14 protein-coding genes are annotated in these 12,520 nt (G+C 54.1%); 11 read left to right on the top strand and 3 right to left on the bottom strand.

Going from position 1 to position 12,520, the window contains the following annotated elements; translation table 11 throughout:
- Window positions 1–68: 68 nt before the first annotated feature.
- The 3 genes from hipB (at window position 69) to ampC (ending at window position 3,053) form a co-directional block, all read left to right on the top strand.
- Entirely contained in the window at window positions 69–338 is a 270-nt protein-coding gene (hipB, locus tag B3511_RS09555) for a type II toxin-antitoxin system antitoxin HipB (RefSeq protein ID WP_207291737.1), read from the top strand.
- Entirely contained in the window at window positions 338–1,669 is a 1,332-nt protein-coding gene (locus B3511_RS09560) for a type II toxin-antitoxin system HipA family toxin (RefSeq protein WP_286781990.1), read from the top strand. Before hipB ends, B3511_RS09560 begins: the two co-directional genes overlap by 1 nt.
- A gap of 241 nt (window positions 1,670–1,910) precedes the next feature.
- Entirely contained in the window at window positions 1,911–3,053 is a 1,143-nt protein-coding gene (gene ampC / locus B3511_RS09565) for a class C beta-lactamase (protein ID WP_286781991.1), read from the top strand.
- Between the two features lie 32 nt (window positions 3,054–3,085).
- Here the strand turns inward: ampC and B3511_RS09570 are convergent, their stop codons facing one another.
- Window positions 3,086–3,457, bottom strand: coding sequence for a cupin domain-containing protein (locus B3511_RS09570; protein WP_286781993.1), 372 nt, complete (start codon window positions 3,455–3,457; stop codon window positions 3,086–3,088).
- A 157-nt stretch (window positions 3,458–3,614) separates the two neighbouring features.
- Between B3511_RS09570 and B3511_RS09575 the strand changes: the two genes are divergently transcribed.
- The 4 genes from B3511_RS09575 (at window position 3,615) to B3511_RS09590 (ending at window position 6,906) form a co-directional block, all read left to right on the top strand.
- Window positions 3,615–4,508 (top strand): siderophore-interacting protein, encoded by an 894-nt coding sequence (locus tag B3511_RS09575; RefSeq protein WP_286781994.1) that lies wholly within the window; start codon window positions 3,615–3,617, stop codon window positions 4,506–4,508.
- A 63-nt stretch (window positions 4,509–4,571) separates the two neighbouring features.
- The gene (locus tag B3511_RS09580) at window positions 4,572–4,931 is read left to right on the top strand and encodes a DUF4440 domain-containing protein (RefSeq protein ID WP_046885650.1); all 360 of its coding nucleotides are present in this window, start codon (window positions 4,572–4,574) and stop codon (window positions 4,929–4,931) included.
- A 103-nt stretch (window positions 4,932–5,034) separates the two neighbouring features.
- Window positions 5,035–5,361, top strand: a complete 327-nt coding sequence (locus B3511_RS09585; protein WP_212476104.1) for a YebG family protein — start codon at window positions 5,035–5,037, stop codon at window positions 5,359–5,361.
- A gap of 708 nt (window positions 5,362–6,069) precedes the next feature.
- Window positions 6,070–6,906 (top strand): alpha/beta fold hydrolase, encoded by an 837-nt coding sequence (locus tag B3511_RS09590; RefSeq protein WP_286781997.1) that lies wholly within the window; start codon window positions 6,070–6,072, stop codon window positions 6,904–6,906.
- A 66-nt stretch (window positions 6,907–6,972) separates the two neighbouring features.
- On the opposite strand, the gene B3511_RS09595 is transcribed toward B3511_RS09590, so the two are convergent.
- Entirely contained in the window at window positions 6,973–8,160 is a 1,188-nt protein-coding gene (locus B3511_RS09595; protein WP_040075691.1) for a PLP-dependent aminotransferase family protein, read from the bottom strand.
- A gap of 243 nt (window positions 8,161–8,403) precedes the next feature.
- Here B3511_RS09595 and B3511_RS09600 point away from each other — a divergent pair, with 243 nt between their 5' ends.
- The gene (locus B3511_RS09600; RefSeq protein ID WP_212476102.1) at window positions 8,404–9,174 is read left to right on the top strand and encodes a hypothetical protein; all 771 of its coding nucleotides are present in this window, start codon (window positions 8,404–8,406) and stop codon (window positions 9,172–9,174) included.
- A gap of 56 nt (window positions 9,175–9,230) precedes the next feature.
- Here B3511_RS09600 and B3511_RS09605 read toward each other — a convergent pair whose 3' ends face one another.
- Window positions 9,231–10,289, bottom strand: a complete 1,059-nt coding sequence (locus B3511_RS09605) for an NAD(P)-dependent alcohol dehydrogenase (RefSeq protein WP_286782000.1) — start codon at window positions 10,287–10,289, stop codon at window positions 9,231–9,233.
- 110 nt (window positions 10,290–10,399) lie between these two features.
- Between B3511_RS09605 and B3511_RS09610 the strand changes: the two genes are divergently transcribed.
- Genes B3511_RS09610 through B3511_RS09620 form a run of 3 tightly spaced genes read left to right on the top strand, consistent with a single transcriptional unit; the run spans window position 10,400 to window position 12,448 of the window.
- A complete protein-coding gene (locus B3511_RS09610; protein ID WP_046885457.1) occupies window positions 10,400–10,801 on the top strand; it encodes a winged helix-turn-helix transcriptional regulator in 402 nt (133 codons plus the stop codon).
- 45 nt (window positions 10,802–10,846) lie between these two features.
- Entirely contained in the window at window positions 10,847–11,134 is a 288-nt protein-coding gene (locus tag B3511_RS09615; protein WP_207291728.1) for a VF530 family DNA-binding protein, read from the top strand.
- 6 nt (window positions 11,135–11,140) lie between these two features.
- Complete coding sequence (locus B3511_RS09620) at window positions 11,141–12,448, top strand: glycoside hydrolase family 10 protein (protein WP_286782004.1); 1,308 nt, start codon at window positions 11,141–11,143, stop codon at window positions 12,446–12,448.
- Window positions 12,449–12,520 lie beyond the last annotated feature (72 nt).

A 12,520-nucleotide genomic window follows, 5' to 3' on the forward strand; every position in this document is an offset into this window, starting at 1 on the left:
ATCCCCGATAAGGGATAAATCTGTCTATATCCCTTGTAGGGGATATTCACCGCCATCCTGAGAGTGATATGAAACCACCCATGATCTACAGCCCCGTGCAGCTGGCAAATTACCTGAAATTAACGCGTCAGAAGAATAACTGGACCCAGAGTGAACTGGCCCGAAAGATTGGTATCAAGCAAGCCACGGTGTCGAATTTTGAAAACAACCCCGACAACATCACCCTGACCACTTTCTTCAAGCTATTACAGGCGCTGGAGTTAACGATGGTGCTATATGATAAGGGTGAAACGGTCGAGGATAGCACCTCTATTCAGCATCAGGATGTAGAGTGGTAATGCCTAAGCTCGTGACGTGGATGAATAATGAGCGAGTTGGTGAGCTAACAAAGCTCCCTAACGGCGCGCATACCTTTAAATATGATCGTGAGTGGCTCTATAACCGCCACGCCAGGCCCATCTCGCTGTCGCTCCCCTTGCAGACCGGCACGCTCACCTCTGATGCGGTCTTCAATTTCTTTGACAACCTGTTGCCGGATAGCGCTGTCGTGCGGGATCGCATTGTTAAACGTTATCAGGCGCGCTCAAAACAGCCCTTCGATCTGCTGGCGGAAGTGGGCCGCGACAGCGTCGGTGCCGTGACCTTGCTGCCCCCGGATGCGATCATCTCTGTCCCGATCATGCGCTGGGAGGCGCTGGATGAACCCCGGCTCGAAAAGGTGCTCTCTGCTTATCAGGCCGATATTCCGCTTGGCATGATTAAAGACGAGAACGATTTTCGTATTTCAGTGGCGGGTGCCCAGGAAAAGACGGCGCTGTTACAGATTAACGACGCGTGGTGCATTCCGAAGGGGATAACCCCCACCAACCATATTATTAAGCTGCCCATCGGGGAGATCAGACAACCCAATGCCACCCTGGATCTTCGCGACAGCGTGGATAACGAATATTTCTGTCTGGCCTTTGCCAGGGCGCTGGGCCTGGCGGTTCCTGACGCCACCATTATTACCGCAGGGCAGATTCGGGCGCTGGCAGTGAAACGTTTTGACCGCCGCTGGAACGCCGATCGCACGATGTTGTTGCGATTGCCGCAGGAGGATATGTGTCAGGCCTTTGGTTTACCCTCTTCGGTGAAGTATGAATCCGACGACGGGCCCGGTATTTTGCCGATTATGTCGTTTTTGCTGGGATCGAGTGAAGCCTTACAGGATCGCTATCACTTTATGCAGTTTCAGCTCTTTCAATGGCTTCTGGCCGCGACGGACGGGCACGCCAAAAACTTCTCGGTGTTCATCCAGCCTGGCGGCAGTTACCGTCTAACCCCGTTTTACGACATTCTTTCAGCTTATCCGCTGCTCGGCGGGGCGGGTCTGCACATCAGCGACCTGAAGCTGGCGATGGGGCTCAAGGCTTCCAGAGGGCGAAAGAACGCTATCGATCGTATTTATCCGCGTCATTTTTTTGCGCTGGCAAAAGAAGTGGGGTTTGCACAAAGCGAGATGGAGAGGATCATGCAAACCTTCGCCCAACAAGTTCCTGATGCGCTGCGTCGCGTGAACGATGCGCTTCCGGCTGGTTTCTCCAGCAGGGTAGCTAAAACCATTACCGCCGGGGTGCTGCGACTGCATCAGCGTCTGGTAAATGGATTATCCCTTACAGCGGATAAGTAATGAATTATCCCTTAGCGGGGATAAGTCTGCAGGTTAACCTTAGATTCTCTTCACCCGCAGAGAGTCTGTTCAGGTATGAAGCATTACCGGGCTGGTGGCACGAAAGTACCTGATTTTAGGCTTATAATGCGCGGGGCAGAATATGATAATTCCTCTCTCTGCCGTGCTATTTCTGTTTATTCAGAAGCCATTTTACTTAACGCGATGATGAAGCGATCGCCCCTGAAAGAAGATAACCGCAATGAAGAAAATCGCCCTCTGTTCTCTGTTGGTTTTACTGTCTGGCTCCTCTCTGGCAGCTACTACCAGCCCCACAAATATTGCCGACGTGGTCACGCCGGTCATCACCGCGCTGATGAAAGAAGAGGCGATACCGGGTATGGCCGTTGCGGTGATTTATCAGGGAAAACCTTACTATTTCACCTGGGGGCTGGCCGATGTCGCGGGTAACAAAGAGGTCAATCGACAAAGCCTGTTTGAACTGGGTTCGGTAAGCAAAACCTTTACCGGCGTGCTGGGCGGCGAGGCGGTGGCGCTGGGAGAGGTAGCCCTGGACGATCCCGCCAGCCGGTATTGGTCCGCATTGTCGGGCAAACAGTGGGAAGGGATCACGCTGCTGCATCTGGCCACCTATACTGCAGGGGGCTTACCCCTGCAAGTGCCGGACGATGTTACCGATCGGACGTCGCTTGCAAATTTCTATCAGCAATGGCAGCCGCAGTGGGCACCGGGTACGAAACGCTTATACGCTAACAGCAGTATTGGCCTTTTCGGTGCACTTGCCGTGACACCGTCACGTTTGAGTTTTGAGAAGGCGCTGGGTGACCGGGTACTTAAACCCCTGCAGTTAAATCATACCTGGCTTCAGGTTCCACCGAGTGAAAAACAGCACTACGCCTGGGGCTATCGCGACGGAAAACCTGTTCATGTGTCGCCGGGCATGCTGGATGCCGAGGCTTACGGCGTGAAAACCACCATTGTCGATATGGCGGCATGGCTACAGGCCAATATGCAGCCCGCTGGAATAAAAGTGCAGTCGCTTAAACAAGGCATGACGCTAGCCCAGTCACGCTACTGGCAAGCAGGCGCAATGTATCAGGGGCTGGGCTGGGAGATGCTTGACTGGCCGGTCAGCGAACGCACGCTGGAGGAGGGCAGCGCCAATACCTACGCGCTGTCGCCGCAGAGCGTAGAGAAAATCACGCCGCCGACACCGCCCGTGAGCGCCTCCTGGGTGCACAAAACCGGGGCTACCGGCGGATTTGGTAGCTATATCGCCTTTATCCCGGAAAAGGAGATCGGTATCGTGATGCTGGCCAATAAAAACTACCCGAATCCTGTGCGTATTCGGGCCGCGTACCGCATTCTTGACGCCTTACAGTAAGCCGCAGGGCCTGCTTCGGCAGGCCAACAGACCTACCAGTCGGGATCGTCATCCGGCAGGTCTTCCTGAGTCCACTTTTCACTTAGATGGATATCCAGAGTCTCCAGGGGACTGGAACCGGTATTCTTGAACTTATGCGGCACGTTGGCCGGGCCGAAGAGGACGTCGCCGCTTTGCGCTTCAATAACCTCTTCGCCGATTTTAAACAGCGCTGTTCCGCTAAGGATGACGAAGATTTCCGGGTAGGTGTGGACGTGCAGTGATGGCCCGGCGCCATACGCTTCCTGGGTATAGCGCAGGACAGAAACCTGAGTACGAAACACCGTACCGTCGAAATTGCCGTTTTTAAGATCTGGCAGGGATAACCATGCGCCAGCATCGAGCTTCTGAGCTTTATCCGTCATAGAGGAACGCCTTTTTTTAGTCATGCCTCCCTAAAGGATAGTCTTTCGATCCTGAATTTCCTCACCCGTTTCGGGGCGGTAATAAGCATTCTCATTATCATTTCCGTTTGCTACTATCGGTCTCTCTAACTGTTCGTTATGGCTGTAAGGCGGTGTTATGTCGGCTGTTCAAAGTTATCGCTTATTCAACGTTGTGCTGGCGCGAAAAGAGAGGCTTTCCCCCTCGATGCTGCGCTGCGTGTTTAGGGGTGACGAGGTGCGTCATATGAAAATAGATGCGCCGGATCAGCGTATTAAGCTGCTTTTCCCGTCGCTGAATGGCACCCCGTCGGCGTTAACGCCCGACGGTTCCTGGTGGGAACAGACGAAGGCACTGCCTGAAGAGTATCGTCCTGTACTGCGCACTTATACACTGCGTCGCGTCGATGTTGAGGCCGGGGAAGCGGAGGTAGAGTTTGTCATGCACGGGACTGATGGCCCGGCATCTGCCTGGGCGATGGGCGCACAGCCGGGCGATGCGCTGCAGATGGTGGCGCCAAACCGTGATTACCCAGAAGATAGCGGTGGGTTTGAGTGGAATCCCCATCCAGAAGCCGAACGGGGGCTGATTATTGCGGACGAAACGGCGTTGCCCGCAGTGAAGGGTATTCTGGAACAGGTGGCCCATCGCGATACGCCGCCTCAGATTCAGCTATTCCTTGAAGTGCCGAAGCAGGGCGATTGTAGCGATCTCAGCGCCTGGCCTTTTGCAGAAGTGCACTGGTTAGCGCGTGAACTGACCGGTGCCAGCTACGGCGAGGCGCTACTCCAGGCGGTAAAACAGCATGTGATGTTGCCTGACTATGCGCTGACCCGCTGCCAGGAAGTGCAAGAAGAAGAAGAGGGCGAATTACTGTGGGATCGCGCCGAAAGCGATAACCGCTTCCACGGTTGGGTAGCAGCAGAATCCACGACGGTTAAACATCTTCGACGTTACCTTATTGGTGAACGCAACGTGTCGAAAGAAACGATCAGCTTTTTGGCTTACTGGGCGCGTGGCCGCCGTGCGTAGCGGTGCGGCCTCTTATGTGGTTGAATAGGCCCAGGAATTAATCCGTCTGCGAGGTTGGCCGCAGTGACACTTCTTGAACAATTAACAGAGCTTGAATGTTCACTTCATAACGTCCGGCGAAAGGATGGCGAATGGCTGGAAAAGATCCTTCATCATGAGTTCAGGGAGATTACACGTTCCGGTGTATGGGTTAGCCGCACGGAAACCATTGAAGCGCTGACGCACGAAGACGCCACCACGCTGATTCAGAGTAGCGATTTCCAGCTGATCTCCTTAAAAGAGAATGTCGCTCTATTGCATTACCGAACCTTCAGCCCCGATGGCAGCAGACGCGCTCTTCGCACATCATGCTGGATATGCGGTGATGATGGGCAATGGCAGCTAAGGTTTCACCAGGGGACACCAGAAGCTGATGGCGCATAGCGCGCCAGCGGGGTTGGCCTGGGGAGTACAAATAAACAACATTCCGGCTGCAACACCATTCCGGAACTGTTATACTGTATATAAATACAGTGGGAGGCGTGAAATGGCTGTTGAAACAAAATTTGTAGTCGTAAGAAAAGGTGAAGAGAAAATGACATTTGCCAGTAAGAAAGAGGCGGACGCTTACGACAAACTGCTTGATATGGCAGATGCGTTCACCGACTGGCTGCTGCAAAGCGATATGCAGATGGATGAAACACAGGCTGAAAATCTGGGTCTGTATCTCGCCGAGCAGAAAGAGGCCGTGCAGCATATTCTGCGTACCAGTAAGCTCCCTGAATCAAATAGTGCCACAAGCGCAACGCCAGATGAGACCGCAGAGTCTGATGTGGCCGGCAGTAAGAAAATCAGGGCAGTGAAAGCAGCCTGATCGCCAGAGTATCTCATCGCTAATAACGACGCCGTAAGTGGGAAACCGCTTGCGGCTTTTTTTATGTCTGTGTGGCGCTGAGACTGAGTGACTGAGTGACTGAGTAACTGAGTAACTGAGTAACTGAGTAACTGGGTAACTGAGTGAGTAGAGCGTTGGCGAAACGGTTTGTACGTCGGCCTGGATACGTCAAAAAGATAATGCCGGTGATGAGAAGGAAAACGTCGCTAAGCGGCGGTTGTGGCAACAATCATAGAGTCCCGTGCAACAGACCAACGCAGCTGAGTCAAAGATGAGATGTGTGTGCCGAAGCCGGCCACAGCAATCAGCCATACAAATACCGTAGAATTGAGCTTATAATCCATTGATGCGCATAATGTATATTATGTTAAATGAAGTAATTACGTACTCAGCTTTAGATTCCCTGACCTCTGTTCCCCAACTAACTGACCTCATCCCCGTCCTCTTCATGCGTTTGCTCGTTCATCCCCAATAAGAAAACTAAGCCATCAGCGAATTTTTACGCAGCACTGTATTTATATACAGTGCACAGTGTTTGCCACATTATTCCCCTTCCCTTTCTCACCCTTGAATGCAGGTACTGCTTCGCTACACTACACTTCAACACGGCATGTTATCGCCATCCGATTGCCTGTTCACCAGCGCAACATCCATCCCGACTTTTATTCATTTCGCGAGAGGTCAATCATGTCATTTGTGACGACAAAAGATAATGTCAGTATCTTCTTCAAAGACTGGGGTCCTAAAGATGCACAGCCCATCTTTTTCCATCACGGTTGGCCACTCAGCGCCGATGACTGGGATAATCAGATGCTCTTCTTTTTATCCGAAGGCTTTCGCGTGATCGCGTCCGACCGTCGTGGCCATGGGCGTTCCAGTCAGGTCAGCGACGGGCATGATATGGATCACTATGCAGCGGATGTCTCGGCGGTGGTTGAACATCTGGATCTGCACAATGTGGTGCATGTCGGCCACTCCACCGGTGGCGGCCAGGTGGCGCGCTATGTCGCACAATATGGTCAGCCACAGGGGCGCGTCGCGAAGGCCGTGCTGATCAGTGCGGTTCCGCCACTTATGGTGCAAACGCCAGATAATCCGGGCGGTACGCCGCTGGAGGTCTTCGATGGTTTCCGGCAAGGGCTGGCAGCTAACCGGGCGCAGTTTTACCTGGATGTCGCCTCGGGTCCGTTCTACGGATTCAACCGCGACGGCGCCGACATCTCTCATGGCACTATTCAGAACTGGTGGCGTCAGGGAATGATGGGCAGCGCAAAAGCGCACTATGAAGGCATTAAAGCGTTTTCAGAAACCGATCAGACCGAAGATCTGAAGGCGATAACCGTACCCACTCTCATTCTTCAGGGTGATGACGATCAGGTGGTCCCCTATAAAAACGCCAGCCTGCTTCAGGAGAAACTTGTCTCTGACAGCACGCTGAAAGTTTATCCTGGCTATCCGCACGGTATGCACACCACTCATGCGGAAAGCATCAATCAGGATCTTCTCGCCTTTATACGGGGCTGATCGCCCTGCCCTTTAATGAGCAATGCCGCATGCGCTAAGGCGTATGCGGCATATTTCATGGGTAACTTAACCCGGCAGCGAGGCTTTCAGGCGACGCACCGCTTCCTGCAGGTTTTCATCGGTCACGCTGACATAAGACATGCGTAAGGTACTGTGGTCCGGTTCATTACAGTAGAAGAACTCGCCCGGCACGTACACCACGCCGTTGTTGAGGGTCGTTTTCAGCCATTCCGTGGTATTCATCTCGTATTTGAATTTCGCCCATAAGAACATCCCGCCCATGGGTTTATGGAAGGTCAGATGATCGCCCAGCTCGCGTTCAACCAGCTGGCACAGCGTCTCGCATTTATGCTTATAGGCTTTGCGGATCAGCGCAATTTGCCCTGGCAGACGACCACTTTCCAGATAATGATAAGTGAGGGATTGGGACAAGGTACTGGTATGCAGATCCGTCGCCTGTTTCAGGTTCACCACCTGCCGTTTAATCCAGGCCGGCACCACCAGCCAACCCACCCGTGCGCCAGGCGCGAGGATTTTTGAGAAGGTAGAGGTATAGATGACGTTATCGCTGTTATCCATCTCTTCAGCCCAGGCTTTCAGAGGCTTGAAAGTGTTATCGGTAAAGTTAATCTCGCAGTAGGGATCGTCTTCAATAATCACAAAATCATAGCGTTTAGACAGCGCCACCAGCTGTTTACGGCGATGCTCAGCCAGCGTCACCCCGCCCGGGTTGCCAAAGGTGGGAACGATATAGACGGCTTTGATTTGGGTGGTTTTCACCAGCGCTTCCAGCTCGTCGATAATCATCCCGTCGCCGTCGGTTCCAACAGACATCAGGTTTGCTTCGGCCAGCTGCATAACCTGCAGTGCCGCCAGGTATGTCGGGCGTTCAACCACTACGATATCACCCGGATCGATCAAAGCACGCGCCAACAGATCCAGTGACTGCTGAGAGCCAGAGGTCACCACCACATCATCGATATCGCAGTGAATGGCGCGCTCCCCCAGCAGCTGGCAAATGGCGCCGCGCAATTCCGGGCTCCCTTCGCTCAAACCATACTGGAAGGCCTCTTTCCAGGCGCTGGAGAGCACCTTCTCCATGGCCATCTCTAATCCTTCGCGATCGAACAGTTCCGGATTAGGAATGCCGCCGCCGAGAGAGATGACCCCTTCCATTTTGCTGTGCTTCAATAACTCACGGATTGCCGATGACTGAAGATTCTGGACCTTTTTTGCTATTTTGTTCTGCGACATCTTCCCTTACCCATTTATTAATGTATCTCAGACTTATTATCACATGCGCAACAATTTGATAACCGTTTAATGGCCCAAATCGATATGTCCCGCCATATTATCCCTCCCTGGTCTGCTTTTCAGGCATGGAACGGCGTTTACGGACGCGTAAAAATAGCCAATCTGATGGCGTAAATTGTTCTTTAATCTCCTAAGTACGCACGCTAAGCTCCGCTCACACTCAGTATATTAAGAAACACTATCATGAAACTAGAGCAGTTCAGCGGTCTGTTAACCACGTTAACGCATGACTTCACCAAAACGCTGCCAGGGGAGCTATTGCTGACGACCGAAGGCGATATCACCACCTTTTATGCCCCCTTTGACTACATTAATACCCAGGCAAAAATCGTCTTGTGCGGCATTACGCCAGGTTTACAACAGGCCAGCCGGGCGCTGGAAGAGGCGCAGCGCCATTTACGGATGGGAGCCACCGTCGAGCAGGCGAGAAAAGCGGCAAAAGAGACGGGCAGCTTCGCCGGTCCAATGCGCAGTAATCTTATCGCTATGCTGGATCATATTGGTCTGCCCGATATTCTGAAAATTGAGCGCTGCGCCCAGCTATTCGGAACGCACAGCCACCTGGTTCATTACACGTCAGCGCTGCGCTACCCGGTGTTTATCAAAGGGAAAAATTACAGCGGTTCGCCTGGCATGTTGCAGCGCGCCAGTATGCGTCAGCAAATTGATACCCATCTGGCTGAGGAGATTGCGCTGCTGGGGCCTGAATGTCTGTACGTTCCTCTTGGCCCTAAAGTGACGGAAGTGTTTCTGCATTTGCAAGCACGCGGGCTGCTCAAACCGGAGCAACTGCTTGACGGCCTGCCTCACCCGTCCGGAGCGAACGCCGAGCGCATCAGTTACTTCCTCGGTAAGAAAGCGCGCGCTACGTTATCAGCCAAAACCAATGCCGATACGATTGATAATGCCAAAGCCAGACTGCTGGCGAAGATGGCTACACTGCAAAATCGTTAACGGTTTAGATGACAAAAGCCAGCAAACCATGAGCCTGCTGGCTTTGAGTAGAGAACTTAACTCGCTGACCAGCGCGTCCCCTGCATATCTATCACAAACCGGTAGCGCACATCGCCTTTCAGCATGCGACTAAACGCCTGTTCGACTTCGTTACCGGTAATCAACTCGATATCGGCGGTAATGTTGTGAGCACCGCAAAAATCGAGCATCTCCTGAGTCTCTTTAATACTGCCAATCGATGAGCCGCTAATGCTCAGGCGTCGGAAAACCATTGGCGTGATATCCGGAGAGAGATGCGGACTGTCCGGAATGCCCACCAGCACCAGTCGTCCGTTGGTTTTCAGCGTTGCGAGCAAGGGATTCAGATCGTGTGGGGCCGCGACGCAATCAATAATGATATCGAGCGAGCTCTGCACCTCGGCCATTTGCGCCGCATCGCGGGATACCACCACCCGCTTCGCACCCAGCCTTTTCGCATCCGCCCCCTTTTCCGGGGAGGTGGTGAAGAGCGTGACCTCCGCGCCCAGCGCGCTGGCCAGTTTCACCGCCATATGCCCCAGCCCGCCGAGACCAACCACCCCTACGCGATCGCCCGCCTTCACGTTGAAGTGGCGCAGCGGAGACCAGACGGTCACGCCTGCGCAAAGCAGCGGCGCGACCCCTGCCAGAAGCAGATTCTGCGGCACTTTGACCACGAAATGCTGATCGACAATCACATTCTGGGCATAGCCGCCCCAGGTGCTCTCACCGGTCACCTTGTCGATACCGTTATAGGTTGCGGTAAAGCCAGCCTCGCAGTATTGCTCCTCCTGCTGTTGACAGAAATGGCACTCGCGGCAGGAGTCAACCATCACGCCTACGCCGACAATGTCTCCCGGACGCAAGCGATCCACATTGCTGCCGGTCGCCACCACGCGGCCAACAATTTCGTGACCCGGAACCAGCGGATAACGGCTCACGCCCCACTCGTTACGCGCCATATGCAGGTCGGAGTGGCAGACGCCGCAGTAAAGAATTTCAATATTGACGTCCTGCTTTTGCAGGGGACGCAGGGTAATGTTCCCGGAGACCAGGGGTTGTGTCGCCTCATGGGCAACTAACGCTTTAACTTTCATGCCACCTCGCAATGCACTGGCTTTTCTCAATCGAAGGCGGCAGACTTTACGTAAACGGGTTCACAATTGATAGTAGTCACCATTTGGTGACCATAAATGAGGAGCACGCCATGCCCGCCTGGGTAGACGGAAAACTGTTTTTTTACGCCGATTCACCGCCGCGCCGGTTAATGGATCTCTTCTCGGTCAAATGGAGCACCATGGTGCTGCACGCCCTCTACCACTGGCCGGACGATCGCGCCCGCACGGGCGAGCTGCAGCGCAGTCTGCAGGGGATCTCAAAAAAGATGCTTTTTCAGACGCTTAAAGAGCTGGAGCAGCGCGGACTCATTAGCCGACACGTCTATGACGTTATCCCGCCCAAAGTGGATTATCGCCTTACCCCGCTGGGCCGAACCTTTGCCGAACCTATAGAGCAGATGTACCAATGGGGGCTGGATAACCAGGCGGCGCTGGATCAGATGCAGGCATGCTATCAGGCTGCGATAAACACGCAGAAAACCGGCGGATAATGATGTAACCTTTCTTAGCGATAAATGACAACAAACGGACACAGCATGTCAGCACAAATTTCGAAAGATCCTCTGCACGGCGTTACCCTCGAGATGCAAATTAACGCTCTGGTGGCGCGCTACGGTTGGGAAAAGCTGGGTCAGCTTATCAAGATTAATTGTTTCAATAGCGACCCGAGCGTGAAATCCAGCCTGAAATTTTTACGCCGCACACCGTGGGCACGTGCAGAGGTTGAAGCCCTGTATCTCGATAGCCTCGACGAACCCGCACCGGAATCCGCGCCGGCGCCCACCGCCAGCCCCTGGTCCAATAATCGCCATACAAAGAGCTGACACGCCATGATGCGAGACGTTACACGGTCGGGCATGCTGCTCGCCTGCGCCCTTTTGTTAGCCAGCTGTACCTCTGAGCCGCCAAAATCGTTGGTCACCCCGCTGCCGCCAGTAGCAAAACAGCCGGTGCCAGACCAACGTCAGCAGGATAATCAGCCGATGCGTGGCGTCTGGCTGGCCACGGTCTCTCGTCTCGACTGGCCGCCGGTAAACTCGGTGAATGTCAGCAGCCCCGCGCTGCGTATACGACTGCAGCAGCAGGCATTAATCACCAAGCTGGACAACCTCAAAAGCCTCGGCATCAACACCGTCTTCTTCCAGGTCAAACCGGACGGCACCGCCCTGTGGCCATCCCAAATTCTGCCCTGGTCAGATATGCTGACGGGCACCATTGGCCAGGATCCGGGCTACGACCCCCTGAAGTTTATGATCGATGAAGCGCACAAGCGCGGAATCAAAGTGCATGCGTGGTTCAACCCGTATCGGGTTACCACCAATACGAAACCGGGCACGATTACGGCGTTGAGCCGGACCTTGCCGCAAAATCCGGCCAGCGTGTATGTGCTGCATCCTGACTGGGTTCGCACCTCCGGCGACCGCCTGGTGCTCGACCCCGGCATACCCGCAGCGCGGGACTGGATCACCAGCATCGTGGCCGAAGTGGTGGAACGCTATCCGGTAGACGGCGTGCAATTCGATGACTACTTCTATACTGAAACCAAAAGCTCCACCCTCAACGATACACAAACCTGGCAGCAATATGGCCAGGCCTTCGCCTCGAAAGCCGACTGGCGCCGCGATAACACCCAGCAACTGATTGCGCAGGTGTCGCGTACCATTAAGCAGATCAACCCTAACGTGATGTTCGGCGTCAGCCCTGCCGGGGTGTGGCGTAACCGTTCGCACGATCCCGCCGGGTCCGATACGCGCGGAGCCGCCGCGTATGATGAATCTTTTGCCGATACGCGGCGCTGGGTGCAGCAAGGGCTGCTGGATTACATCGCCCCGCAGATCTACTGGCCATTTTCCCGCGATGCCGCGCGTTACGACGTGCTGGCAAAATGGTGGGCCGAGGTAGTTAAACCGACCAAAACCCGGCTCTATATCGGCGTGGCGCTCTATAAAGTGGGCGAACCGTCGCGTAACGAGCCCGACTGGACGGTCAACGGCGGCGTACCGGAGCTGCGTAAACAGCTTGATCTGAACGACACGATGCCTGGCATCAGCGGCACGATCCTCTTTCGCGAAAACAACCTCAATCAACCGCAGGCCCAGCAAGCCGTTAGCTATTTACGCAGCCGCTGGGGCAGTTAGCCCTTCGGTTGTCCAGTTCTCACAATCCTCTGTCCAGGGCGCTAAAGCAGCGCCCTTTTCTCCTGCGCACAA

Source organism: Leclercia sp. UBA1284, from assembly GCF_002308415.1.
GTDB classification, from domain to species: domain Bacteria; phylum Pseudomonadota; class Gammaproteobacteria; order Enterobacterales; family Enterobacteriaceae; genus Enterobacter; species Enterobacter pneumoniae.